Below are 24,372 nucleotides of genomic sequence, written 5' to 3'. Positions count from 1 at the left end.
GAAGTAATCAAATGAAGATCGCGATCGATGCAATGGGTGGAGATCATGCGCCAGAGAGTGTTGTTTTAGGCGTTGATCAAGCACATGCAGAATTTAAAGACTTAGAGTTTATTTTATATGGGGATGAAAAGCAGATCCGCCAATATTTAAAAGCTAAAGATCGAGTTGAGATCGTCCACACGACTGAAGTTATTTCGATGAATGATGAGCCTGTTAAGGCGATCAGACGAAAAAAAGATTCTTCGCTCGTTATGGCGGCTAAAGCTGTCAAAGAAAAAAAGGCTGACGCGCTTTTTTCTTGTGGAAATACAGGGGCCTTGCTCGCTGCTGGACTTTTGATCGTAGGCAGGATCAAAGGGATCACGCGTCCAGGACTCTTATCGACTTTACCAGTCGTTTCAGGACAAACAGGTGCTTTTAATTTGTTAGATAGTGGGGCAAACGCGGATAGCAAAGCTGAACATTTGTACCAATATGCTTTACTAGGTAAATATTATGCTGAAAATGTACGTGGCGTAAAAAATGCTCGGATCGGACTATTAAATAACGGGACAGAAGAACATAAGGGTAATAAAGTAACACAAGAAGCCTATCAATTATTAAAAGCCGATCAAAGCTTGAATTTTGTCGGAAACGTTGAAGCTAAGGCTTTGATGCAAGGTGTCTGTGACGTTGTTGTCGCCGATGGTTTTACTGGAAATGCAGTCTTAAAGGCGATCGAAGGTACGGCGCTAGGGGTGATGAGCTTATTGAAAGACACGATCAAAGAAGCTGGTCTAAAAGGTAAGTTAGGTGCGTTGTTATTAAAAGATGATCTTAAAGGGATCAAGACACGGATGGATCAATCTCAATATGGGGGCGCCGTTTTACTTGGCGTCAAAGCACCAGTCGTTAAAGCTCATGGGGCAAGTGATGCTCAAACTGTTTACTATACGCTCAAACAGATCAAAACTATGCTAGATGAGGATATGATCTCTGAATTTACAAGTTATTGGCAAACATTAGCAACTAAAGAAGCCTAAGATGGTCTCAACTGCGAGAGTGTGGTATAATGTCGGCGTGAACTTAATATATGGGGTTGAAAGTTATGAATGAAAATGAAATTTTAGAAAAGATCACAGCGATCATCGAAGAACGTTTTGACGTTACTGCTGATGCAGTCCAAAAAGAAACAAGTTTTAAAGATGACTTAGATGCAGACTCGATCGAATTGGTCGAATTTGTCCTCGAACTAGAAGATACATTTGGAGCTGAGATCTCTGATGAAGATGCTGAAAAGATCGAAACCGTAGGCGATGCAGTTGACTACATCGCAGCTCATCAAGCTTAAACGTTAAAAGGTCAGCGAGTAGGCTGACCTTTTTATATAAATCTAAAGAGAAGCGAGCGCCTTAAGTTATGATATGATTCCCCTAGAGTGGACACGGAAATAATAAAGATTCTGTGATCACTCTAGGGGGATTTTTTATGTCTAGAAGAACTACTAAACATACACTTGAAGAAAGATACCAGGCAGTCTCCGAGTATCTTAGTGGACAATATAGTAAGTACTTTATCTGCCGGAAATATACCATTTCTAAAAATACATTTGATAATTGGATCAGAAAATACAAAGCTGGCGGTTTAGATGGCTTAAAAGAGTCTAGAACCTGGAAAGAATATTCAGTTGAATTAAAAACAACTGCGGTTCTAGAATATTTAGAAAATGGACGTTCACCAAAGAAAATTTGTGATAAATACAATATTTCGAGTGTTTCGGTTTTACGTAAATGGATCAACTTGTATACTAATGGAAAAGGCTTTAAAGCTACCATTGGAGGTCGTAATAGAATGAAACATGGACGTAAAACTACTTTTAAGGAACGGCTCGAAATAGTTCAGTATACACTTGCTAATAATAAGAATTATCACAAAGCGATCGATAAATATAATGTTTCTTATTCCCAAGTCTATAATTGGGTCAAAAAGTTTGAAGTAGATGGCGAAAAGGCATTATACGATAATCGTGGTAAAACAGTTAAAGATCGTGATTATAAGACTCTTTCTGAAACTGAGCGTCTCAAGCTTGAGATCCTACGTTTGAAAGAACGTAATAAATATCTAGAAGCAGAAAATATCGTTTTAAAAAAATTGGACGAACTCGAAAGGAGGAGATAAGCTTTATACCTAAAAATCTGCGTTTTAAAGCTATTCAGGAAGTTCTTAAAGAGTTTCCACAAATTGAACTCTGGATCCTTTGTGCGATCTTAAATGTATCGCGCTCAGGGTATTATCGTTATTTAACTGCTCCAAAATCACAATGTACTTTGGAAAATGAATGGTTAAGTGAGATCATAAAAAAAGAATTTCATGCTTTAAATGGAATTTACGGTTCTAGAAGAATGACTCTTCTTATCAATCGAAAGTATCAAAAACAATATAACTTCAAACGTATTCGTCGCTTAATGAGAGTCCTTGGTTTATATTCAGTAATTCGTCGCAAACGCCGAGGTTGTACTCGTTCAGAACATTTAAACTACGAAGAAAATACTTTAGGTCGTGATTTTTCCGCTACTAGACCTAATCAAAAGTGGGTGACTGATGTCACTTATTTAGAATATGGCTTAGGACAAAAAGCTTATTTAAGTGCGATCAAAGATCTATACGATGGATCTATCATAAGTTTTGAAATTAGTAAAAGAAATGATAATCGGCTTGTCATGAAGACTTTAGAAAAAGCATTCACGCATTTAAATGAAGCTAATCTACTTCTTCACAGTGATCGTGGATTTCAATATACTTCAAAGGAATATCTTCGGTTGACCTCAAGGCATGGTGTTACAAGAAGTATGTCTCGAGTGGGGAAATGTATCGATAACGCACCAATGGAAAGTTTTTGGAGTCATTTCAAGACAGAATGTTATTATTGGCTAAAATGTGAAACATATGGAGAACTTGTAGAAATGATCGAAAACTATATCAAGTTCTACAATACCCAACGTTACCAAATAAAACTAAACAGCCTGACTCCAGAAGAATACCGGAATCAGGCTGCCTAGAATTTTAATTATTTAGTTGTTCACTTGACGGGTCTCAGATCATTATTTAGAAAGGCGCGCTTTTTTGTTATAATAGATTAAGCATTATTGAAAGATAGGAGATTTTTTCTTGATAATTGGATTGACACAGATGTTAAAAGAGGATTTTGGCATCGATTTTAAAGATACCACATTATTGGATGAAGCATTTACCCATGCTTCTTATGTAAATGAGCATCCTAAAGAACATTTAAAATACTATGAACGGATCGAATTTTTAGGTGACGCAGTGATGCAATTATGTGTTTCAGAATATCTATTTAAACGTTATCCGACTTTGCCTGAAGGAAAGTTATCACGTTTAAGAGCAGCCATGGTCTGTGAAGATAGCTTTAGTCGCTTTGCTAAGGAGTGCCACTTTGATGAATATATCCGTTTAGGTAAAGGGGAAGAAAAATCAAATGCTCGAAATCGCTCATCCTTACTTTGCGATATTTTTGAGGCTTTTATCGGGGCTTTATATTTAGATCAAGGTAAAGAAGTCGTTGTTTCCTTTATCAGTCGAGTCGTTTTCCCAAAACTTGATATGGGCTGGTTCGATCATTATTTAGATCATAAAACAGAATTGCAAGAGCTACTGCAACAAAATGGTGATTGTAAGATCAACTACGTTAAAGTCGCAGAAGTTGGTCCAGATAACGAAAAAGAGTATACCATGGCAGTTTATGCTGATGGGCAAAAGGTCGGAGAAGGCACAGGGATGTCTAAAAAGGCGGCTGAACAACAAGCAGCTTTACAGGCATTGAAAGCCCTACGAAAATAAAAAGCGTGTGAAGGGAGCGTTTTGCTTGAAACTAAAGACCTTAAAGCTCAGCGGTTTTAAATCTTTTGCTGATAAAACAACGATCGAATTTCAAGATGGGATGACTGGGATCGTTGGTCCAAACGGAAGCGGAAAAAGCAATATTATCGAAGCTTTGCGTTGGGTCTTAGGGGAACAATCAGCTAAAAGTTTACGTGGGGCCAAAATGCCTGACGTGATCTTTGCTGGTTCGCAAACTCGGGCCCCTTTGAATCGAGCGGAAGTTGAGCTTGAATTTGATAATTCTGACCGTTTTTTACAGATCGATAGCGATCAAGTTACGATCACGCGCCGGATCTATCGTAACGGTGAAAGTGAATTTTTGATCAACCATAAGAATGTTCGGTTACGTGATATCGTTGAACTTTTTATGGATACAGGACTCGGGAGAGAATCGTTCTCGATCATCTCGCAAGGAAAGGTTGAAGCGATCTTTAACAGTAGACCAGAAGATCGCCGAGTCTTGCTCGAAGAAGTTGCTGGGATCGTTAAATATAAAAAAGAAAAGCAAAAAGCAAAACAAGAATTAGATGAAACAACAGATCATCTTGATCGTGTCGCAGATATCATCACAGAATTAGATAAACAACGTGAACCGTTAAAGATCCAGGCAAGTATTGCCCGGGATTATTTGACTCAAAAAGAAGAATATGATCATTACGAAAAAAGTCGCTTAGTGCTTGAGATTACAGATCGTTCAACTAAGAAAAAGACTTTAGAAGAAAAGATCGCCACGCTTGATGAGATCTTGACAAAACAAATTGCAGAAGCTAAAAAACAAGAGGCTAAAACACAGCAGTTACAATTGCGTCAAGCAAGTCTAGAAGAAAAACTCGATCAAGACCAAAAACGTTTTAATGAATTAACGCGACAACAAGAAAAGCTGATCGGGAAGCGCGACCTCTCAGAACACGATAGTGAGTACATCAAAACTCGTCTACAAGAGTTAAGTGAGAGTATCCAAGGCGATGAGCTCACAAAACAAGAAGTGACTAAACAATTGGACGAGTTCAAAATACAAGAAGCTAAATTGACTGAGGAATGTCACAGCTTAGAAGCCAAGTTAGCTGAAGCAGATGCGATCTTGACGGTTGATCCAGCTCAACTTGAAGAACAGATCGAGAGCTTACGTCAAGAGATCGTTGATGATCTGCAAGAACAAGCGACGCTAAAAAATCGGCAAGCGTATCTTGCTAAAGAAGCGCAAAAAAAGGTTGCTCAGACAAAAGCAACGACAAAACGTCTAGAACAAGCAAAAGCTAAGTTAGCCAAAGCAGTTGCAAAACGCCAAGAGATCGACTCTGAAGTTGCTGAGATAAAAAGTCACTACGTAACGGTAAAAGAACAGCTAGTAAAGCTACAACAAGAACTTTTGACAGCTCAACGCCTAAGAGAAGATCAACAGAGACGTTGGCTCAATGCAAGTGATGTTTTACAACGTGCTAAAGCTAGACAAGAGTCATTACAAAATGTTGCAGCTAATTATGCTGGCTATTACCATGGCGTCAAAGCGATCTTACAAGCTAAAATGACTGGGGTCGTTGGAGCTGTTGCTGATCTCCTGCAAGTACCAGCTAAATTGGCTAAGGCGATCGATACTGCTTTAGGAGCACAACTGCAAAATGTCGTTGTGACTGATGAACAGGCTGCCAAAAGTGCGATCCGTTATTTGACTGAAAAGCGTGCTGGACGGGCAACATTTCTTCCACGCACAACTGTCAAACCACGAGAACTATCTTCAGAAAAACGTGTTTTACTGCAAAATGTCGCTGGTGTGATCGGGATCGCAAGTGAATTAGTCGAATATCAAGTAGAAGATCGCCCGATCGTTTTGCATTTGCTAGGGGCGTTAGTCGTTGCAAAAGATCTAGATGCAGCAACTAAGATCGCGGCCACTCTGAATTACAGTGTTAAAATAGTTACTTTGGCTGGAGAAGTCATCAATGCTGGGGGCTCATTGACTGGGGGACAAGAGCGCCAAAAGCGTACAGGTCTTTTAGAACAACAACAACAACTTAAGCAGTTAACAGCAGATATCACAGTTATGACTGAAAAATTAAGTACGATCGAACTTGAAGGTGGTAAGACAAAACAAAAAGTTGAGTATTTGGAAAAAGAGCGCAAAGATCTTCAGCAAGAAGAGCAAGTTCGAGCTCAAAGTGTGCAAGCTGTAACAGAAAAACTACAAGTTGCAATGTTAGCCGAAAAGCAACAGGAAGCCGAAGTCAAAACTTTAAGTGAGACTTTTGAACAAACCAAAGGAACTGATACCGAGACTGAAGAGCAAAATGAGCGATTAGCGACTGAATTAACACAATTGACAGAGACGATCATAAAGAAAAAAGAAGAGCTATCGGTCAGGATCGCATTGCAAAAAGATCGTAGTCAAGAACAACAAAAACAACAAGCGCAAAAAAATAAATTAGAGCAAGAACTTGGGATCAAGCATGAGCGTAAAAATCTTTTGCTGATCCAGATCAAAGAAGCAAAGATCCAATTAGAACAAGCTATTCAACGGATCGAAAAAGCGACTATCAAGATCCAAAGTATCAAAGAAGAACAACAAATAAAACAAGCACTAGGGACAGATATCGAGGCTAAGCGAAAAGCAGTCGAACAAGAGCACAAAGAGCTGGAAAAAGGGATCGCACGTTACCAAGAAAAACGAAGTAAGTTACATGATCTTTTGAAAGAAAGCCAACAAAATGCTGCACGTGCAAATGAATTACGCCAAGTAACAGCTGATGAAAAAAGTGGCTTGACGGCAGAACTTGGAAGTTGTAAAGCTTCTTTAGAACGTGATCTAGATGAACTTGCTCAAAATTATGGATCGACGTTTGAAGCTGCCAAACAAGAAAATACTGAAACTGACCTCGTCCAAGTCAAACAACGAGTACAGTTATTAAAATTGGGGATCGAAGAGTTAGGCGAAGTCAACTTAGGTGCGATCAGCGAATTTGAACGGATCGATACACGTTATAGTTTCTTGACCCAGCAACAAGCGGATCTTTTAGAAGCTAAAGCGCAATTAGTTCAAAGTATGGATGAAATGGATACTGAAGCTAAAAATCGGTTTAAAGCTGCCTTTGATGATGTCCAAGCCGCCTTTTCCGAGATCTTCCCACAAGTATTTGAAGGTGGAAAGGCAGAATTAAGTTTAACTGATCCGAACGATCTCTTGCATACAGGGATCGAATTGATGGCACAACCGCCAGGAAAGAAGTTCCAGCATTTGAACCTTCTTTCTGGTGGTGAGCGTGCTTTGACTGCGATCACTTTATTGTTTGCGATCTTAAAAGTTCGCCCAGTTCCATTTGCAGTTTTAGATGAAGCAGAAGCAGCTTTAGATGACGCCAATGTTGCGCGCTATTCACGTTATTTACGTCGCTTTGACCAACAAACACAATTTATCGTGATCACGCATCGGAAAGGGACGATGATGAATGCAGACGTCTTATATGGCGTCACAATGCAAGAATCTGGGGTCTCAAAGATCGTTTCGGTTGCCTTAGATGAGTTGGAATAATTTTGGCAAGGGATAAACTAATTTGGTAAAATATAAGCAAAAATCAGAAGTAGGTGAAAAGTATGGGTCTATTTGATAGACTTAGACGTGCTTTTTCGGGTGAACCAGCCCCAGAAAAAGAAGAACAAACAAAAGATGAAGCAAAACAAACTGCAGAACTTGAAGAAACAAGTTCTGAAAGTGATGTTACAACGCTTGAACAAAACAAACAACAAGAAACTGAGGCTGACGAAGTTACGGCTAGTGTTGAAGAAACGACAGAGCTTGAAGTAAAAGAACCAGTTGCTAAAGCCCAAATAGAAGAAGCATCAGAAGAAACAGAAAATAAAGTAACGCCGGAAAAAGAAGTAAAAGAACCAGAACCTGAAATTCAAGTTGCAGAGCCGACTGAAGAAGAAGTTGCGCCAAAACTAGAACTAACAGAAAATGAAACGCGAGAAGAAACTGAAGAAGCAAAAGAAGTCGTTCAAACTGAAGAAGTTGCGACTACAGAAGCAAACGAAGATGAAGAGCCACTAAAAGAGACGGCTGAAACTAAACGTTATGATAAAGGTCTAGCTAAGTCACGCAAAGGCTTTGGAGCGATGCTGAATTCTTTATTGGCTAATTTCAGAAGTGTTGACGAAGATTTTTTTGAAGAACTCGAGGAAACTTTGATCGAAGCTGATGTTGGCTTTGAGACTGCAATGAAGATCAGTGATGAGCTCCAAGAAGAAGTCAAATTACGCAACGCTAAGCGAAAAGATGATGTTTCAGATGCGATCATTGAACGGTTAGTTGATATTTATGAAGCTGAAGGTCAAGATGAAGATAATACTTTACATTTTGCTAAAGAAGGTCCAACAGTCTTTTTATTCGTTGGTGTAAACGGCGTCGGTAAAACGACGACGATCGGTAAATTGGCCCATCGCTATCAAAAAGAAGGTAAAAAAGTCTTGTTAGCAGCAGGGGATACTTTTAGAGCTGGTGCGATCGAACAATTAGCTGAATGGGCTAAACGAGTCAACGTCGATATCGTGACTAAACCTGAAAAAAGTGACCCAGCTGCCGTTGTGTATGATGCAGTCGTCAAAGCTAAAAAAGAAGATTACGATATTTTACTAGTCGATACAGCCGGACGTTTACAAAATAAAGTCAACTTGATGAAAGAGCTCGATAAGATCAAACGTGTTATCACGCGTGAGATCCCTGAAGCGCCACAAGAAGTTTTATTGGCTTTAGATGCAACTACAGGTCAAAATGCTTTGACGCAAGCAAAGCAGTTCAAAGAAGTAACTGATGTTTCTGGGATCGTTTTGACAAAACTTGACGGAACAGCTCGGGGAGGGATCGTTTTAGCGATCAGAAACGAGTTACATTTGCCAGTCAAACTAGTAGGTCTAGGTGAAAAGATGGACGATCTACGCGATTTTTCACCAGAAGAATTTGTTTACGGGCTCTTTAAAGGGCTTGTAACACCACAGAAAGCATAGGGTGGAAGCGATGGCGATCGAAAAAACTAATCGGATCAATGCACTCTTTGAATTTTATGAGCCTTTGTTGACAGAAAAACAAGTCACTTATATTGCTTTATATTATCGAGATGATTTTTCCTTAGGTGAGATCGCTGAGAACTACGAGGTCTCACGGCAAGCAGTTTATGATAATATCAAACGAACTGAAAAGATCCTAGAAGATTATGAAGAAAAATTACACCTCTACCGTGATTTTTTGTTACAAAGTCAAAAAACTGATGAGTTGTTAGGGTATGTCAAAAAGAAATACCCGACTGATGAGAATTTGTTAGAACTAGTGATGAATTTAGAGAGTTTAGAAGAAAAATGAAAGATGGTGCGTTAAATGGCATTTGAAGGATTGACCGAACGTCTCCAAAATGCGATCGGCAAGTTACGCCGAAAAGGTAAAGTTAGTGAAGCTGATGTCAAAGAAGTCATGCGTGAGATCCGCTTGGCTTTACTTGAATCCGACGTTAACTTTAAAGTCGTGAAAGATTTTGTCAAAACAGTTCGAACACGAGCTGTCGGGGCTGAAGTGTTAGAGAGTTTGACACCAGCTCAGCAGATCGTCAAGATCGTTAATGAAGAATTAGTCAAAGTTATGGGGGAAGAAGCGACTCCTCTCAATAAATCACCTAAGATCCCGACTGTGATCATGATGGTCGGATTGCAAGGTGCCGGTAAAACAACGACTGCTGGTAAATTAGCTTACCGTTTAAAAAATGAACAAAAAGCTCGTCCATTGATGATCGCCGCCGATGTTTATCGACCAGCCGCGATCGATCAATTAAAGACGATCGGAAATGAGATCGATGTTCCAGTCTTTTCGTTAGGGACAGATGTTGATCCAGTCGAGATCGTCAAACAAGGGATGGGACTTGCGCGCGAAAAGAAAAATGATTATGTCTTGATCGATACTGCTGGTCGTTTACAGATCGACGAGAAATTGATGGATGAATTAGTCAAGATCAAAGAACTAGCGCAACCAAATGAGATCTTACTGACAGTTGATGCGATGACTGGGCAAAATGCCGTCGAAGTTGCACAAGGCTTTAACGATCAACTGGATGTAACTGGGGTCGTCTTGACTAAGTTAGACGGTGATACGCGTGGTGGGGCTGCGCTCTCGATCCGCGCGGTAACGGGCAAACCGATCAAATTTATCGGTCAAGGTGAGAAAATGACGGCACTGGATGTCTTTTATCCTGATCGCATGGCATCGCGGATCTTGGGCATGGGTGACATGTTGACTTTGATCGAGAAAGCTCAAAAAGATTTCGATGAGAAAAAAGCTGAAGAACTTGCCGATAAGATGCGGGAAAATAGCTTTGATTTCAATGACTTTTTAGATCAACTCGAACAAGTCCAAAATATGGGGCCATTAGAAGATATTATGAAGATGATCCCAGGAATGGCTAATAATCCAGCTCTAAAAAATGTTAAGCTCGATCCAAAAGATATGGAGCATACAAAAGCGATCGTTTATTCGATGACACCGCAAGAAAGAGAAGATCCAGATCTTTTGAATCCAAGCCGTAGACGTCGAATCGCGGCTGGTTCTGGACGTCCAATCCAAGAAGTCAACCGTATGATCAAACAATTCAAACAGATGCGTGAGATGATGCAAAAGATGTCTAAAGGAAACTTTAGTGGGATGGAAGGCTTACTTGGCGATGGAATCGGCGGTAAGCTAGCTAAGATGTCGATGAATCGAATGGTCCGTAAAAATAAAAAACGGAAAATGCAGCGCTTACGTAAACGAAAAAAATAAAAAATCGCTCATTTTTAAAAATTTTTTTCAACTGTCAAGAAATTTTCCTTTACAGCAGACCAAATTACTGGTATATTATTTATCGTTGAGAAGATATTAGGAGGTGTAATGCATGTCAGTAAAAATTCGTTTAAAGCGTATGGGTTCTAAAAAGCGCCCATTCTATCGTATCGTTGTAGCAGACTCACGTTCACCACGTGATGGCCGTTTTATCGAAACAGTGGGTACATACAACCCATTGACACAACCAGAACAAGTAACACTTAAAGAAGAAGCTATCATGGGCTGGTTAGATAACGGTGCACAACCATCAGATACAGTGCGTAACATCCTTTCAAAACAAGGTGTTATGAAGAAATTCCACGAAGCTAAATACTCCAAGAAATAAGGTAATTAAATGACAGAAGCAGATGTGAAGCAATTGATCATAGCAATTGTCGCGCCTCTAGTCAGTGAAAGTGATAAGATCAAGATCACGACTTTTGAGGATGAACATTTTCTGAATTTTAATTTATCCGTAGCGCCTACTGATGTTGGGCGTGTGATTGGAAAACACGGTCGGGTCGCCCAAGCGATCCGGACGATCGTTTATAGCATTCGGCTTGACGGACCGTTACGTGTTCGTTTGAATATTGTAGATGATTAAAAAACCTCTGGCTGAAACACTTGTTTCTTCAGAGGTTTTTTTCATAGAAATAGGAAATTTTATGGGGGTACTATGGAATTTTATCAAGTAGGAAAGATCGTAAATACTCACGGGATCCGGGGCGAAGTAAAAGTGATCGCCACGACTGATTTTCCAGAACAACGCTTCAAAGTTGGAAATAAATTATACATTTTTAAAGAAAATGCGCAAACAGGGCTTGAAGTTACAGTCAAAAGCAGTCGCAAGCATAAACAATTTATCATGTTGAAATTTGAAGGCTATGATAATATCTCTGAAGTAGAAGGGTTTAAAGGTTCTGATCTAAAGGTCTCAGCTGAGCAACTCGAAGAGTTAGAAGATGGTTCATACTACTACCATCAGATCATTGGCTTACAAGTCAAAGACTTAGCAGGCGAGACGCTTGGAAAGATCAAAGAGATCATGTCACCAGGTGCAAACGATGTTTGGGTCGTTAAAAGACCTGGGAAAAAAGATCTTTTATTACCGGTGATCGATGATGTCGTCAAAGAAGTCGATCTCAAACAAGGTCAAGTTATCGTTGAACTTTTAGACGGGTTGGATGATTAAATGAAAATAGATATTTTAAGTTTATTTCCAGAGATGTTCAAAGGTCCTTTGACGCAATCGATCGTCGGGAAAGCTAGCGAAAAAGGACTTTTGCAGATCGATGTGACAGATTTCCGTGACTATACGACAAATAAGCAACGGCATGTTGATGATACGCCTTATGGTGGTGGAGCTGGAATGCTCTTACAAGCACAACCGATCTTTGATGCTTTAGATGCTGTTGAAGAAAAAAATGGTGGACTAGGTCGGGTGATCTTACTAGATCCAGCCGGACGAAAATTTGATCAAAAGGTAGCAGAAGAACTTTCCAAAGAAGAACATCTGACTTTTATTTGTGGTCACTATGAAGGTTATGATGAGCGGATCAGAACAAAAGTAACAGACGAGATCTCGTTAGGCGATTTTGTCTTAACTGGTGGTGAATTAGGAGCCATGGTCGTGATCGATGCGACTGTGCGTTTGTTGCCAGAAGTTTTAGGTAATGCTGAATCAGCAGTTGGTGATTCTTTTTCAACGGGATTATTGGAATATCCGCAATACACACGACCAGCTGACTTTAGAGGGATGAAAGTTCCAGAAGTTTTGACGAGCGGTAATCATCAAAAGATCGCAGAATGGCGCAATAAAGAAGCACTACGCCGGACGTATCTTCGACGACCTGATCTTTTAGAAAATTATCCATTATCTAAACAAGAAGAAAAATGGCTGCGTGAATTTAAAACGCGAGGTGTAGCTGATGAATGAACTTGAGATACGAACGGGCAAACCAAGTGATGCTAGTGCGTTATTAGCGATCTATGCCTACTATGTCAAAGAAACAGCGATCACTTTTGAATACGAAGTCCCAACTTTGAGTGATTTTAGACAGCGGATCGAAACGACTTTAGAAACATACCCATTTTTAGTGGCGCTCAAAGCAGGTGAGATCGTTGGATTTGCCTATGCTGGACCGTTTAATCACCGCGAAGCGTATAAATGGTCTGTTGAGGTAACGATCTACCTTGACCCAAATAAACGCCGTCTTGGGGCAGGAAAGAAACTTTATCAAGCTTTAGAAGCTAAACTAAAAGCTCAAGGGATCCAAAATATCAACGCATGCATCAGTGTACCAAACAAAGAAGATGAACATTTGAACTATGATAGCATGCATTTTCATGAGCACTTAGGTTATCGTTTAGTCGGACGTTTTCATGCATGTGGATATAAATTTGAAACTTGGTATGATATGATCTGGATGGAAAAATTTGTCGGTGAACATTCAGTACCAGCGCCTAAATTTATTCCTTTTGCTGAAATATCTGAAAAATAACTTTACAGTACTTAGAAAAATATGCTATATTAATTGTTGGCTATTGCCAGATTAACGATATTCCGCTGCATCTGGACATGAATGTCGATGAAAAGGAGAACACATAATGTCAGTAAACCCATTGATCGCAAAGATCACAGAATCTCAATTACGTAACGATATTCCAGAATTTCGCGCTGGTGATACAGTGCGTGTTCACGCTCGTATCGTTGAAGGTAAGCGCGAACGTATCCAAATCTTCGAAGGTGTTGTTATCAAACGCCGTGGCGAAGGTATCTCAGAAACTTACACAGTTCGCAAGATCAGTAACGGTATCGGGGTAGAACGTACATTCCCATTGCACACACCACGTGTTGACAAGATCGAAGTTGTACGTTACGGTCGTGTACGTCGTGCTAAGTTGTACTACTTACGTGCATTACAAGGTAAGGCTGCTCGTATCCCAGAACGCCGTCGTTAATAAAACGCTCAAAACCCTTGATCTTCAAGGGTTTTTTTATTTGCAAAAAATTAGCTTTGTTTAATATATTATTTTTTTAAGAGCTATGGTAGCAAAATGGTAGCATACTTATGTCAAAGCAAGTCTAATTTGATATCAAGTTCAGTTCAGAAGAGAGACCTTAGTTTTTGAAGGCTCGTTTCGTTAAAAGTAAGTTGCGCTTCTTTTTTACCTTATTGAGAACTAGATGACAAGGATAACATGAGTATTTTATTATTTTTCAGTGGAAGGATCAGTATATCGTTCAAAGTACCGCTCTTTCCACTTTTTTCTTTTCTAAACCACATAATTATTGCCTCTTTTCGAATATATGTTCTTTTTTCAGTTTAAAAAACCCGTCACTGTGGACGGGAGACTAGTATTATTTAAAGTCAATAGTTAGTGATTCTGGAGCTTCAGCAACTGTTTCATATGTATCAGTTCTGGAAACAGAATCAAGATTAAAGGTCAACTGATTTAATTTAGAAACATCCTCAGAATTAATAAGTGCTTGTGCATGTTCATCTTTGTATGCATGTGCTGCAATTGCAGATCCTACACCTTCATCGATCAAACCACTGTTCATGCTTAGTTGCTGACCATAATTTGTCACTAGAGATTTAATACCATTAAATTGAAGTTCAGAGTCTGAAGTGTTATTCAATGTATAAGTTACTTGAATAACATAAGATGATGATGAGGCTTTTACAACATTAAATGCTGTGGCGATATTTTCTCTTTGTGCATCTGTTTTTGGTTCATATTTTAATAACTTGATCGTTTTGATTTTAAAGCTCATAGAGCCATAGTTGATCTCAGCATTTGTAGGTGAAATTATTCTTTCTAAAGTTACTTTCCCACTAGCTGGATCATTATGCCATTGCCCAACTTTTAAAAGTTCTCCAGAAGTTACTTCTTTATTTTCTTGAGAAGAACTGTTTTTCTTGACCTTAACGCTGGAAGAAGAAGCTGATTTATTTGAATTATCTACAGAATTGCTGCAACCTCCCAAGGTCAAAGCTGATAAAAGTAGTAAAACAGTGATTTTGATATTTTTATTCATGATAATAACTCCCTTTTTATTTCAGCTTTTAACGACATCAGTATTTGGTCCAATTATCCAGCTTGTGACAGCGCTTACTTTTGCGTATGAAAATAATAAGATGTGAATGATATACTTTTATGTTATGTGATGGCAAAAAATATATCTACAAGTAATTTTTTTCTTAAACTTGATAGTCTATCTAGCTTAAGCTGGATTATTTTAGTAATTCTATAATAATAATAGCACATGTTATTATATTTAGATAATGCGTATGCTTCAAACAAAGATAGGATAGTAAAAAATCATTTTCAGTCTTACTGCTAGCCTATACCAACGATCTAATCCGTTATACCTCTCTTGATGAATTTAGATAACGCGATCAGGACAATAAGTTCGCTTTTAGGTTCGTGTTTTTATTTATAGACCATATCCAAAAGTACAGAACTTAAATCCAGAGAATATTTGTGAAATGTATGGCTGTAAAGAGATAGGATATTGGATGATGATGAACGTGCAAGATTTATGAAACATGTTTATCATCGCTTAGGATATGATATATTGCCTAAACAAGTTACAAAATATTCTGATCCTAGCTCTAAAGTTTATCGTGGTGTAAGAGATTCGGCTAACATGACTGCTAAAGAGTTCTTAGATAGTATCAAGTTCGGTGAAATGATGATCTCTGGAACTAATACTTCTTCATAAGGGACGTGGATTATACTTCACAGAGCTTTATTCTTATGCTAAAAACCATGCTAAACCTGATGGATTGATCTCAGAATGGGGAATATCTAAAGATGTATACAGTATTCACATTAAAGATTTGAATAGCTTAGGTAATAGAATAAAGCAATTAAAACCATTAAGAGATACTGGTGATCGTATGGATAATCAATATGATATTTTAGCACTTGCTGCAGGATATGATATGATTGACGCAGGTTCAACCAAAAATATCATGAATCGAGGAATACTTGAATGGTTAAAAAATACAAAATATTCGCCGGTGATGTAGAGTTTTCATATACAAGTAAAGAATTGACTGATTGGCGCAATCATACTTTAGATGAAAGAAGCGAATTGATTGATTTTGTTGCAAATATGACAGATAATCCAAATCCCGAAGATGCGTGTTTCCATTTTGATGATCCAGAAGAACTTTACTGGCCAAAGCTCACTCCCAAAGAGCGAGAAAATGTCAGAAAAGCGATCGAGCCACACATCATCAAAGTTAAGTAGTTATGTTAGCATTCAGCGTAAGTTGGGTGCTTTTTATTTTGTCTTTTTTTGCGATCGCAGACGTTAAAGAACGATCGTTATTAAGTTGTTAAAGACTGGTACTAGATGAAAAACGTCATGCACGAAAGATATTGGATGTAGCGGTCAGTCAAATCTACAGTTACAATTACATCCCAAAGTAAAGATCGTTGATAATATGAAGTTTCTTTTAGTACCTTTGAATGATATAGTATTTTTTTGTAAAATAGACAGTAAGATCTTAAGATTATCAGTTAGGGGTCAAGAAAATGTTAAAAGATTTAATCGGAAAAAATATCACTGCGATGGTGACTGATGAAAATGAGCAGTATATTTTTGCACAAAAAGACGGGCTGACATTTCGTCTAGCTAAAGCGGAATTGCTCAAGCTCCCTAAGTTAGGTGCAATGGTCAGTGGTTTTGCATATGAAAATGAAGATCATGAATTACAACTGACTAAAAAACAGCCTAAGAGTGGTTTTTATCGCTACGCTTGGGGAAGTGTGAAAAAAGTTCAACGTGGATTAGGCGTTTTTGTTGATATTGGCTTACCAAATAAAGATGTTGTTGTTTCGGCAGATGAACTACCAGAATTACAAAATCTTTGGCCAAAACAAGGTGATCAGTTGATGATCGCCTTAAAAGTCGACGAAAAAGGCCGCCTCTGGGGTGAATTAGCGACGACCGAAATGTTTAAAGCAATCCAAGTAGCTGCTACGAAAAAGATGATGAATAGAGATGTGACTGCAACAGTTTACCGTTTAAAATTAGTCGGGACTTATGTGATCACAGATGACTATCAATTAGGCTTTATCCATCCAAGTGAACGTGATCTTGAACCGCGCTTAGGTGAAAAGGTAAAAGCACGTGTGATCGGTGTTCGGCCAGATGGAACGTTGAATCTATCTCTTAGACCACGTGCTTATGAAGCGATCGGTGATGATGCTCAAATGCTTTTAGCTGCCCTAGAACATAGTTTAGACGGAAGCTTACCATTTACCGATAAAAGTGATCCGACTGCGATCAAAGCATATTTTGGGATCAGTAAAGGGCAGTTCAAACGTGCTGTTGGGCATTTAATGAAGGCTGGCGTAGTCGTCCAGCGTGATGGACATTTATATTTGGTCAAAAAATGATCAAATAAAAGAAAGGAAACGATCAAGTTGCGTGAATTGACACAGATCGAAGATAAATTACATGCGCGAGGCTTTAAACTTACACCGCAACGAAGAGCAACGATCAAAACTTTAGTTACGCATAAAGAAGAGCATCTTTCAGCAGAAGAGATCTATTCGCTACTACATGAGGCACACCCCGAAGTAGGCTTAGCAACTGTTTATCGGACTCTTGATATCTTGGCTGAGATCCAGATCGTCAATAAGATCACTTTTGAGGACGGGATCGCTCGCTTTGATCTAAAAACTGAAGATAAAGGACATTTTCATCATCATTTAGTTTGTGAATGCTGCGGAAGTGTAAATGAGATCCATGAAGACATGTTGCTTGATGTTGAACAACGGATCAAACGCCAATATCATTTTGAAGTTCGGGATCATCGTTTGACGTTTTTAGGCACATGTCAAGATTGTCTGCGCAAGAAACGTTTAGAACAGTTAGGACAAAGCGATGAACGGAAATAGAAATGATGAGCTAGTCGCAGATTATTTGCACTATTTACTAGTTGAACGTGGTCTTTCAAAAAATACGTTGGCTAGTTATGGGAGTGACTTAAAATTATTTTTAGCTTATTTAGCTGATCAAAATAATTTAGCTGTTACGCATGTTGATCGTGAGACTGTCATTGCATATTTAGATGAAAGTTTCAAACATCAAAAGAAGAGAAGTTCGTTAAGCCGTATGCTGACTAGTTTACGTCGATTCTTTCGGTATTTGAAACAAGAAGAGCTCATCCAAGAAGATCCGATGCAATTGATCGATCTACCTAAAAAAGAAGAGCATCTCCCAGAAGTTTTATCTGCAAGTGAAGTCGAATTACTTTTAGCAACACCTGATGTAGCTAAACCTTTAGGGTTACGCGATCGCGCGATCCTAGAAGTGATGTATGCGACTGGGCTACGGGTCAGTGAAGTCATCGCACTAAAAATGAATGATCTACATTTAGAATTAGGGATCGTCCAAACGTTAGGTAAAGGTCAAAAAGAGCGGATCGTACCGATCGGTGATGTTGCGATCAAATGGCTCAAAGAATATTTACAAAAGGCTCGTCCTAAATTAGTTAGACAGCCACTTGCCTATGTTTTTGTCAACTTTCATGGACAACAACTAACACGTCAAGGGATCTGGAAAAATCTTCGCAAGTATGTTGGTTTAGCTGGGATCAAAAAAAATGTTACGCCCCATACACTGCGACATTCGTTTGCGACCCATATTTTAGAAAATGGGGCAGATCTTCGGATCGTGCAAGAATTATTAGGCCATGCAGATATTTCAACGACTCAGCTGTATACACACTTATCTAAGAAACGTTTAGCTGAAGTCTATAATAAGACACATCCACATGCTTAAAAAGGCTTTGGGATCTCTCCAAAGCTTTTTTGTGCGGTCAAAGTAGCCCAAGTATATTGAGCTATTGCGATTAAGCACTTTAAGCGAGATTATGTTATACTAGCATAATCAGTAAAGATTGTTGGTCGAGAGCAAGTAAACTCAATTAAAGGTTTAGAAGGATAAAATGTGAGACCGTATTTGAGTCTAACAGATCGATCATTATCTAAATTAGGAAAGGAAAGGTGCTATCGCTTTCTAAGTCATAGTCTAAGCTATGGCCTCACATGAGATACGACAAGGTGAAATGCTTTACAAATATAAAGGCGACTATGAAAAGATCGCAATGGGATTGTTATCTTTTATTCCTGATCTAAAAGAGATCACAAATCTACAAACGGAGATCGAGTGGTATGAGGGCGATACGGATCGGATCCTTTATCTTTGGAAAAATGAGAATGGCGATTTTACAGGTATTGTCGGAACTGAGATCAATGATGACTTTATTATGGTGCGGCATATCTCAGTTACACCAGCAGAGAGAAATCAAGGTGTAAGTTTCTTGATGTTAGATGAATTAGCAGCTCTTTACCCAGAAAAGAAATTAATGGGAAATTTGGAAGCTTCTTCCTTGATCACTAAGTGGGAACAACATGATGAAGCCTGAGACAAGTTCAAATGCAACTGAATTGCTTTTTAAGCTCCCTACTTTTGAAGGTCCGCTAGATCTTTTGTTGCATTTGATCAAAAAAAATAAGATGGATATCTATGATATCCAGATGGCAGAGATCACAGCACAATATATCGCCTATCTTCACCAATTAAAAGAGCTTCAGCTAGATATTGCGGGTGAATATTTAGTTATCGCCTCGATGTTAGTCAATATCAAAAGCAAGATGCTTTTGCCAAATGAAAGGCTTGTAGCAGAAGAAGAGACAGAGACTGAAGACCCACGTGATGAGTTAGTACAGCAACTTATTTTGCATCAGACATTTCAAAAAGCTGCTGAAAATATGCGAGGCTATGCCGATGAACGAGCTAAGCTGTATCAGCGGGAGCAGGCTTTGTTACCTCCAGATGCGCGTCTAGGACAGTTAGACCCAGATGAAGCTGATTTAGAGCAACTGCAACGTGCTTTTGCTAAATTAATGTTAAAAAAGCGTATCCAAGTCAAAAGTGTACGTAAAGTTGAACCTGAACGTTATTTGCTAAAAGATCAGATCAAACGTGTCAAAACGCTTATTTGCACAGCTGATCGTCCGCTTGATTTTGAAGAATTATTTGAAGCTGATGCTGATCTAGAACTGGTCGTAACGACTTTTTTAGCCTTATTAGAGTTAGTTAAACAAGGTGATATCAAAGCTAGCCAAGAGCAAAATTTGGGACCGATAAAATTAGTAGGTGGGAGGAGATAACTGTTAATTAAAATATGATCAAATGCGATATAATATCTACAATAAAGATAAAATGTGAGGTAGATATTATGGCGATATTAAAACCAAAAGAAATGGCTGAAAGATTGGGCGTTACTGTTCTGACCCTCCAACGCTGGGATAATAATGGGATTTTAAAAGCTTATCGTACTTCCACTAATCGAAGATATATACAGAAGAACAATACTTAAAATACATCGGTCGATCAACCAGTAATGATCGTAAGAATGTTGCTTATGCTAGAGTCTCAACATATGGGCAGAAAGATAATTTAAAAAATCAAATTGCTTTTATTAGACAATATGCTAATGCAAAAGGCATTATTCTTGATGAAACATTTACTGATATTGGCAGCGGGCTTGATTATAACCGTAAAAAATGGAATCAATTACTGAAAGAAGTAATGGATAATCAAGTCGATGCGATCTTTATTACCTATAAAGATAGATTTATCCGCTTTGGTTATGAATGGTTTGAAAGATTATGTAAGATGCACAATACGAAAATTGTAGTGTTAAATAACATTGAAACTAGTCCTACTCAAGAAATGATCGACGATATGATAAGCATTGTACATGTATTTTCTTGTCGCTCATATGGTTTACGTAAATACAAAAGTAAATTAAAAAATGACAAGTCTCTGAAAGCTGGCGAAAATAATGATTCGAGTTCAAAAAGTAAGGCTTTATCCAAACAAGACCATGAAAAAGGTGATTGATGATTTGTGTGATTATCGTAGATACTGTTGGAATCAAGGTTTAGCTTTATGGAATGATATATACGATAACTCGTTGATTTTAGACGACAAGTTGCTTAGACCTAGTGAACGCAAAGTTCGTGATGAATTAGTAGCTAATAAAGAAGATTGGCAATATTTGTTATCAGCTCGTTGTTTACAATTAGCGATCTCTGATCTAGGTAAGGCTTGGAAAAATTTCTTTGATAGATCCCAACCTGATTGGGGCAAACCAAAATTTAAGTCCAAGAAAGCTCCTAGACAAGGTTTTAAAACTGATCGGGCTAAGATCGTTAATGGTAAGCTAAGACTTGATAAACCACTTGGAGTCAAAACTTGGTACGACATCAGATTTAAAGGGGCTAAGTCTTTAGAAGGTGATTTAAGAGTCGTTTCAATTTACCGTGAAAATGATAAATACTGGGCTAGTCTACCTTTTGAAGTCGAGATAAAAAAGAAGATCAAGACGGGTAAGAACTCAGCCGTTGACGTCAATGTCGGACATCTAAACTACACAGACGGTAAGACCAATACTTTGCCCGATAATTTGAAACGACTTTATAAACGTATCAAGTATTATCAAAGAAAATTAGCTAAAAAACGTGTGGTTAATGGTACAAAAGCTAATAAAACGAGTAATTATGTTAAGACGAGAGCCAAGTTACAACGTGATTATCGTAAAGTGGCTAGTATCCAACATGACATTATCCAAAAAGTTACCACTGAGTTAGTGACTAATTACGATCAGGTCGTAATTGAAGATCTAGATGTCAAGAAAATGCAGATGACACATGTTGCCTCTAAAGGGCTTCATCGTTCATTGTTTGGCTACTTTAGACAAACATTAACTTATAAGTGCAACTGGTATGGTAAAAAAGTAGTTTTAGCTGATAAATACTATCCGAGCACGCAACGTTGTTCTAAGTGTGGCTTCGTTAAGACAGGTGCAGATAAAGTCGGTCTCAATGGTAATGAAAAGCACAGAACTAAGCATAACGAGTATATTTGTTATGAATGTGGTGCGATCATGGATAGAGATGAAAATGCAGTAGCTAATCTTTTAGCTTTATTAAATTAAAAAGATAACGGGGTGGGCTACACCCTTAGGCTATCAGAGCTAGTCAATGTCATTACCCTCTAGTTAGGATATGGGAATACTAGCGTTGACGGTAGTAAATAAAATTTAGGAAAGGAGAAGCTATATTTCTTTCTCAAATGTAATCATTCAACACGTTTGATCACATTTGTTTACATTTTATATAGCAGAAACAATGCTATCTAATCAAGCCAAGATCGAAAGTTTATTATTTATAAGTGGAAATGATGGGATCACAGTGCGAGAGATCGCACTGTTGACTGGGATCATGAAACCGGCTGTTTTAGAGCAACTTAAGCTTCTTGAAGAGAAATATGCTAAAGATAATAACAGCTCTTTAAAATTGATCCATGCTGATGAACGTTATCGCCTCGTGACTAAAAAAGCGCTAGCTACTTTAGTCCGACAATATTTTGAATCACCTGCGATGACTGAATTATCAGGAGCAGCTTTAGAGACACTTGCTATCATCGCATATCGGCAACCAGTCACACGTTTACAGATCGATGAGATCAGAGGAGTTCAATCAAGCGGGATGCTACAAAAACTATTAGCGTTAGATCTAGTGACTGAAGCTGGGCGCTTAGATGCTCCAGGAAGACCGATCATGTATAAAACAACTGAAAACTTCTTGAATTATTTTGGGATCGAAAATTTAGCGCAACTTCCAGAATTACCTAAGCAAGAAGAAGCTCCAAGAGAAAATGATGCAGATCTGATGGAGTTATTTAATGATGCTCTAACAAGTGAAGAATAAAAAGGAAAGGAATGCTATCATATAGCAAATATCTATAATGGCAGAACGATTACAAAAAGTTATGGCAAATGCTGGTGTGGCTTCTAGACGTGCCAGTGAAAAATTGATCTTAGCTGGAAAAGTCAAGGTCAACGGACAGGTCATCAAAGAATTAGGCGTCAAAGTCGATACTGATGACGTGATCGAAGTTAACGGTCACTTAGTTGAACGTGAAAATAAAGTATATTATCTATTCTACAAACCGCGAGGGGTCATCAGTGCAGCTAGCGACGATAAGGGACGCAAAGTCGTAACTGATTTTTTTGCTGACCAAGCTGAAAGAGTTTATCCTGTAGGACGTTTAGATTATGATACTTCAGGGCTCTTATTGATGACAAATGATGGCGAGCTTGCTAATAAATTGATGCATCCTCGCTATAAAGTCAACAAGACTTATGTTGCAAAAGTCAAAGGACTCGTCAAAAATGAAGCTTTGAAACGTTTACGGACAGGAGTGGACTTAAAAGATGGACGTAAACGAGCTAAAGGAAAAGCTAAGGTGCTCTCTTTTGACAAAAAAAATGAAACATCGATCGTTTCATTGACGATCCATGAAGGTCGTAACCATCAAGTGAAAAATATGTTGCAAGCGGTTGGACATCCAGTTAAGAAGTTGAAACGTGAAACATATGGCTTCTTGAATTTGGATGGACTTGTTTCAGGGCAATATCGTGAGCTTTCCCGCGATGAAGTCAAACAACTGTATGACTTAGCGACCTTGACTCACTGAGCCGTTTGTTTTTAAACAGCAAGTATGTTAAAATGAAACCGAAAAATTACTTTTAGGTTTATCTTCAGGGCAGGGTGTAAATCCCGACCGGCGGTAAAAGTCCGCTACTCCTTTTTTAAGGACTGAACTGGTGTGATTCCAGTACCGACAGTTAAAGTCTGGATGGAAGAAGATAGGTTTTATACTAGATGAGTTTATTTAGCGCCTCATCTAAAAGACCACTACGCCCAAGATAGATGGGGTAGTGGTCTTTTTAGATATAAAGATTCTACTTGTAGATAGACCCATGGGAGGGATGAATAGTAGGATAACCAGAAGAGATAAAATGTGAGGCGGATATCCGAGATAAATACATGTAGAATGAGGAGGTCGAAGTACTCTTTAAAAGCTCACAACTTCGAATTTTAAAATGAATAATATAACTGTCCGTCGTTTGACACTAGGAGCCTGTTTAGCAGCGATCTCGTACTTATTGATGTTTGTCTCATTTGTTGTGATCCCGCTCGTTCCCTTTATGAAACTCGATTTTTCTGATTTGCCGATCTTAATTGCCTTTTGTCTTTTAGGGACGGCAGGCGGGATCCAAGTTGCTTTTTTACGCTCGTTATTGTATTTTATCATTTCTGGACCATCGCTCCCTAACTTGATCGGAGTTAGTTTGAGCTTTTTAGCAACTTTGAGTTTTTGTTTGCCTTTGTACTATTTATTACAACGGCAAAAGTTAACAGCTAAAGATAAATTTGTAGCTGTTTTAGTTGCAACATTTAGCTTAACTTTGATCTTGTCTTTAGTGAATTGGTCGATCACGCTTCCTTTATATATGAAAATTTTAGGAATGAAGTTGAGCTTACCACTTGCTCAAGTCGTTTTATATGGGGTCGTTCCCTTTAACTTGATCAAAGGTACGCTTGTCGGTAGTCTATTTTTACTTTTGTACGCTAAATTACATCCTTGGATGTTGCAACATCAAAAATTACGTTAAAAAATATCCGCTGAATAAGTGAAGTGCCCCCCCTAAGTTAGATTCTTTTGTCCAACTTAGGGGGGGCACTTCAAAGTTTAAAAATTCATCAGCAGATAT

The 24,372-nt window shown here is 38.5% G+C and carries 26 protein-coding genes, 2 pseudogenes and 1 riboswitch; of the genes and pseudogenes, 27 read left to right on the top strand and 1 reads right to left on the bottom strand.

The window, feature by feature from the left end:
• Positions 1-11: 11 nt before the first annotated feature.
• From plsX to rplS, 14 genes and pseudogenes are all read left to right on the top strand, one after another.
• Entirely contained in the window at positions 12-1,022 is a 1,011-nt protein-coding gene (gene plsX, locus QFX10_RS09290) for a phosphate acyltransferase PlsX (RefSeq protein WP_280605948.1), read from the top strand.
• A 65-nt stretch (positions 1,023-1,087) separates the two neighbouring features.
• Positions 1,088-1,330: an acyl carrier protein gene (acpP, locus tag QFX10_RS09285; RefSeq protein ID WP_280605947.1), complete on the top strand. Its 243-nt coding sequence runs from the start codon at positions 1,088-1,090 to the stop codon at positions 1,328-1,330.
• A gap of 137 nt (positions 1,331-1,467) precedes the next feature.
• Positions 1,468-3,038: pseudogene (locus QFX10_RS09280) on the top strand (IS3 family transposase).
• A 109-nt stretch (positions 3,039-3,147) separates the two neighbouring features.
• Complete coding sequence (gene rnc / locus QFX10_RS09275; RefSeq protein ID WP_280605946.1) at positions 3,148-3,840, top strand: ribonuclease III; 693 nt, start codon at positions 3,148-3,150, stop codon at positions 3,838-3,840.
• A gap of 25 nt (positions 3,841-3,865) precedes the next feature.
• Positions 3,866-7,405 carry a chromosome segregation protein SMC gene (smc, locus tag QFX10_RS09270; RefSeq protein WP_280605945.1) on the top strand — a complete coding sequence of 1,180 codons (3,540 nt, stop codon included), beginning with the start codon at positions 3,866-3,868 and terminating at the stop codon, positions 7,403-7,405.
• A 62-nt stretch (positions 7,406-7,467) separates the two neighbouring features.
• Complete coding sequence (ftsY, locus tag QFX10_RS09265) at positions 7,468-8,877, top strand: signal recognition particle-docking protein FtsY (RefSeq protein ID WP_280605944.1); 1,410 nt, start codon at positions 7,468-7,470, stop codon at positions 8,875-8,877.
• A gap of 10 nt (positions 8,878-8,887) precedes the next feature.
• On the top strand, positions 8,888-9,229 hold the full coding sequence (locus QFX10_RS09260; protein ID WP_280605943.1) for a putative DNA-binding protein: 342 nt from the start codon (positions 8,888-8,890) through the stop codon (positions 9,227-9,229).
• Between the two features lie 15 nt (positions 9,230-9,244).
• Positions 9,245-10,672, top strand: coding sequence for a signal recognition particle protein (gene ffh, locus QFX10_RS09255; protein WP_280605942.1), 1,428 nt, complete (start codon positions 9,245-9,247; stop codon positions 10,670-10,672).
• Between the two features lie 112 nt (positions 10,673-10,784).
• A complete protein-coding gene (gene rpsP, locus QFX10_RS09250) occupies positions 10,785-11,060 on the top strand; it encodes a 30S ribosomal protein S16 (RefSeq protein ID WP_280605941.1) in 276 nt (91 codons plus the stop codon).
• Positions 11,061-11,069: 9 nt separating this feature from the next.
• A complete protein-coding gene (locus tag QFX10_RS09245; protein ID WP_280605940.1) occupies positions 11,070-11,318 on the top strand; it encodes a KH domain-containing protein in 249 nt (82 codons plus the stop codon).
• Between the two features lie 72 nt (positions 11,319-11,390).
• Positions 11,391-11,906: a ribosome maturation factor RimM gene (gene rimM, locus QFX10_RS09240; RefSeq protein WP_280605939.1), complete on the top strand. Its 516-nt coding sequence runs from the start codon at positions 11,391-11,393 to the stop codon at positions 11,904-11,906.
• Complete coding sequence (gene trmD / locus QFX10_RS09235; protein WP_280605938.1) at positions 11,907-12,650, top strand: tRNA (guanosine(37)-N1)-methyltransferase TrmD; 744 nt, start codon at positions 11,907-11,909, stop codon at positions 12,648-12,650.
• Complete coding sequence (locus tag QFX10_RS09230) at positions 12,643-13,215, top strand: GNAT family N-acetyltransferase (RefSeq protein WP_280605937.1); 573 nt, start codon at positions 12,643-12,645, stop codon at positions 13,213-13,215. The genes trmD and QFX10_RS09230 overlap by 8 nt, the downstream gene beginning before the upstream one ends.
• Before the next feature lie 106 nt (positions 13,216-13,321).
• Complete coding sequence (rplS, locus tag QFX10_RS09225) at positions 13,322-13,675, top strand: 50S ribosomal protein L19 (protein ID WP_178196547.1); 354 nt, start codon at positions 13,322-13,324, stop codon at positions 13,673-13,675.
• A 400-nt stretch (positions 13,676-14,075) separates the two neighbouring features.
• Here rplS and QFX10_RS09220 read toward each other — a convergent pair whose 3' ends face one another.
• A complete protein-coding gene (locus QFX10_RS09220; protein WP_280605936.1) occupies positions 14,076-14,756 on the bottom strand; it encodes a hypothetical protein in 681 nt (226 codons plus the stop codon).
• Positions 14,757-15,233: 477 nt separating this feature from the next.
• On the opposite strand from QFX10_RS09220, the gene QFX10_RS09215 reads away from it, so the two are divergent.
• The 13 genes and pseudogenes from QFX10_RS09215 (at position 15,234) to QFX10_RS09155 (ending at position 24,273) form a co-directional block, all read left to right on the top strand.
• Complete coding sequence (locus tag QFX10_RS09215; protein ID WP_280605935.1) at positions 15,234-15,443, top strand: hypothetical protein; 210 nt, start codon at positions 15,234-15,236, stop codon at positions 15,441-15,443.
• Between the two features lie 64 nt (positions 15,444-15,507).
• Complete coding sequence (locus tag QFX10_RS09210; protein ID WP_280605934.1) at positions 15,508-15,753, top strand: hypothetical protein; 246 nt, start codon at positions 15,508-15,510, stop codon at positions 15,751-15,753.
• Positions 15,717-15,977: a hypothetical protein gene (locus QFX10_RS09205; protein WP_280605933.1), complete on the top strand. Its 261-nt coding sequence runs from the start codon at positions 15,717-15,719 to the stop codon at positions 15,975-15,977. The genes QFX10_RS09210 and QFX10_RS09205 overlap by 37 nt, the downstream gene beginning before the upstream one ends.
• A gap of 287 nt (positions 15,978-16,264) precedes the next feature.
• Entirely contained in the window at positions 16,265-17,131 is an 867-nt protein-coding gene (locus QFX10_RS09200) for a CvfB family protein (protein WP_280605932.1), read from the top strand.
• Positions 17,132-17,158: 27 nt separating this feature from the next.
• Positions 17,159-17,635, top strand: a complete 477-nt coding sequence (locus QFX10_RS09195; RefSeq protein ID WP_280605931.1) for a Fur family transcriptional regulator — start codon at positions 17,159-17,161, stop codon at positions 17,633-17,635.
• Entirely contained in the window at positions 17,622-18,521 is a 900-nt protein-coding gene (gene xerD / locus QFX10_RS09190; RefSeq protein ID WP_280605930.1) for a site-specific tyrosine recombinase XerD, read from the top strand. The genes QFX10_RS09195 and xerD overlap by 14 nt, the downstream gene beginning before the upstream one ends.
• A gap of 286 nt (positions 18,522-18,807) precedes the next feature.
• Complete coding sequence (locus tag QFX10_RS09185) at positions 18,808-19,167, top strand: N-acetyltransferase (protein ID WP_280605929.1); 360 nt, start codon at positions 18,808-18,810, stop codon at positions 19,165-19,167.
• Positions 19,157-19,915 carry a segregation and condensation protein A gene (locus QFX10_RS09180; RefSeq protein WP_437178601.1) on the top strand — a complete coding sequence of 253 codons (759 nt, stop codon included), beginning with the start codon at positions 19,157-19,159 and terminating at the stop codon, positions 19,913-19,915. The genes QFX10_RS09185 and QFX10_RS09180 overlap by 11 nt, the downstream gene beginning before the upstream one ends.
• 68 nt (positions 19,916-19,983) lie before the next feature.
• Positions 19,984-20,651, top strand: a pseudogene (locus QFX10_RS09175) (IS607 family transposase).
• Positions 20,593-21,747: an RNA-guided endonuclease InsQ/TnpB family protein gene (locus QFX10_RS09170; RefSeq protein WP_280605927.1), complete on the top strand. Its 1,155-nt coding sequence runs from the start codon at positions 20,593-20,595 to the stop codon at positions 21,745-21,747. Before QFX10_RS09175 ends, QFX10_RS09170 begins: the two are co-directional and overlap by 59 nt.
• A gap of 193 nt (positions 21,748-21,940) precedes the next feature.
• Entirely contained in the window at positions 21,941-22,522 is a 582-nt protein-coding gene (gene scpB / locus QFX10_RS09165; protein ID WP_280605926.1) for an SMC-Scp complex subunit ScpB, read from the top strand.
• Between the two features lie 37 nt (positions 22,523-22,559).
• Positions 22,560-23,291, top strand: coding sequence for a pseudouridine synthase (locus tag QFX10_RS09160; protein ID WP_280605925.1), 732 nt, complete (start codon positions 22,560-22,562; stop codon positions 23,289-23,291).
• Between the two features lie 56 nt (positions 23,292-23,347).
• A riboswitch (FMN riboswitch) is annotated at positions 23,348-23,469 on the top strand.
• Positions 23,470-23,700: 231 nt separating this feature from the next.
• Complete coding sequence (locus QFX10_RS09155; RefSeq protein WP_280605924.1) at positions 23,701-24,273, top strand: ECF transporter S component; 573 nt, start codon at positions 23,701-23,703, stop codon at positions 24,271-24,273.
• The last annotated feature ends 99 nt before the right edge of the window (positions 24,274-24,372 follow it).

Origin of the sequence: Ligilactobacillus faecis (genome assembly GCF_029889745.1) — a bacterium.
GTDB classification, from domain to species: Bacteria; Bacillota; Bacilli; order Lactobacillales; family Lactobacillaceae; genus Ligilactobacillus; species Ligilactobacillus faecis.
Note: the sequence above shows the minus strand (reverse complement) of the source record. Positions and strands in the feature narration are given on the sequence as shown.

Excerpts from the sequence above, each read along its gene's own strand:
- rpsP (WP_280605941.1), top strand. The coding sequence starts at position 10,785 with ATGTCAGTAAAAATTCGTTTAAAGCGTATGGGTTCTAAAAAGCGCCCA.
- acpP (WP_280605947.1), top strand. The coding sequence starts at position 1,088 with ATGAATGAAAATGAAATTTTAGAAAAGATCACAGCGATCATCGAAGAA.
- QFX10_RS09245 (WP_280605940.1), top strand. The coding sequence starts at position 11,070 with ATGACAGAAGCAGATGTGAAGCAATTGATCATAGCAATTGTCGCGCCT.
- QFX10_RS09160 (WP_280605925.1), top strand. The coding sequence starts at position 22,560 with ATGGCAGAACGATTACAAAAAGTTATGGCAAATGCTGGTGTGGCTTCT.
- QFX10_RS09205 (WP_280605933.1), top strand. The coding sequence starts at position 15,717 with ATGGTTAAAAAATACAAAATATTCGCCGGTGATGTAGAGTTTTCATAT.
- QFX10_RS09200 (WP_280605932.1), top strand. The coding sequence starts at position 16,265 with ATGTTAAAAGATTTAATCGGAAAAAATATCACTGCGATGGTGACTGAT.
- QFX10_RS09220 (WP_280605936.1), bottom strand. The coding sequence starts at position 14,756 with ATGAATAAAAATATCAAAATCACTGTTTTACTACTTTTATCAGCTTTG.
- QFX10_RS09185 (WP_280605929.1), top strand. The coding sequence starts at position 18,808 with ATGCTTTACAAATATAAAGGCGACTATGAAAAGATCGCAATGGGATTG.
- trmD (WP_280605938.1), top strand. The coding sequence starts at position 11,907 with ATGAAAATAGATATTTTAAGTTTATTTCCAGAGATGTTCAAAGGTCCT.
- rimM (WP_280605939.1), top strand. The coding sequence starts at position 11,391 with ATGGAATTTTATCAAGTAGGAAAGATCGTAAATACTCACGGGATCCGG.
- xerD (WP_280605930.1), top strand. The coding sequence starts at position 17,622 with ATGAACGGAAATAGAAATGATGAGCTAGTCGCAGATTATTTGCACTAT.
- QFX10_RS09155 (WP_280605924.1), top strand. The coding sequence starts at position 23,701 with ATGAATAATATAACTGTCCGTCGTTTGACACTAGGAGCCTGTTTAGCA.
- QFX10_RS09230 (WP_280605937.1), top strand. The coding sequence starts at position 12,643 with ATGAATGAACTTGAGATACGAACGGGCAAACCAAGTGATGCTAGTGCG.
- QFX10_RS09170 (WP_280605927.1), top strand. The coding sequence starts at position 20,593 with ATGATTCGAGTTCAAAAAGTAAGGCTTTATCCAAACAAGACCATGAAA.
- rplS (WP_178196547.1), top strand. The coding sequence starts at position 13,322 with ATGTCAGTAAACCCATTGATCGCAAAGATCACAGAATCTCAATTACGT.
- plsX (WP_280605948.1), top strand. The coding sequence starts at position 12 with ATGAAGATCGCGATCGATGCAATGGGTGGAGATCATGCGCCAGAGAGT.
- scpB (WP_280605926.1), top strand. The coding sequence starts at position 21,941 with ATGCTATCTAATCAAGCCAAGATCGAAAGTTTATTATTTATAAGTGGA.
- ftsY (WP_280605944.1), top strand. The coding sequence starts at position 7,468 with ATGGGTCTATTTGATAGACTTAGACGTGCTTTTTCGGGTGAACCAGCC.
- ffh (WP_280605942.1), top strand. The coding sequence starts at position 9,245 with ATGGCATTTGAAGGATTGACCGAACGTCTCCAAAATGCGATCGGCAAG.
- QFX10_RS09180 (WP_437178601.1), top strand. The coding sequence starts at position 19,157 with ATGAAGCCTGAGACAAGTTCAAATGCAACTGAATTGCTTTTTAAGCTC.
- QFX10_RS09260 (WP_280605943.1), top strand. The coding sequence starts at position 8,888 with ATGGCGATCGAAAAAACTAATCGGATCAATGCACTCTTTGAATTTTAT.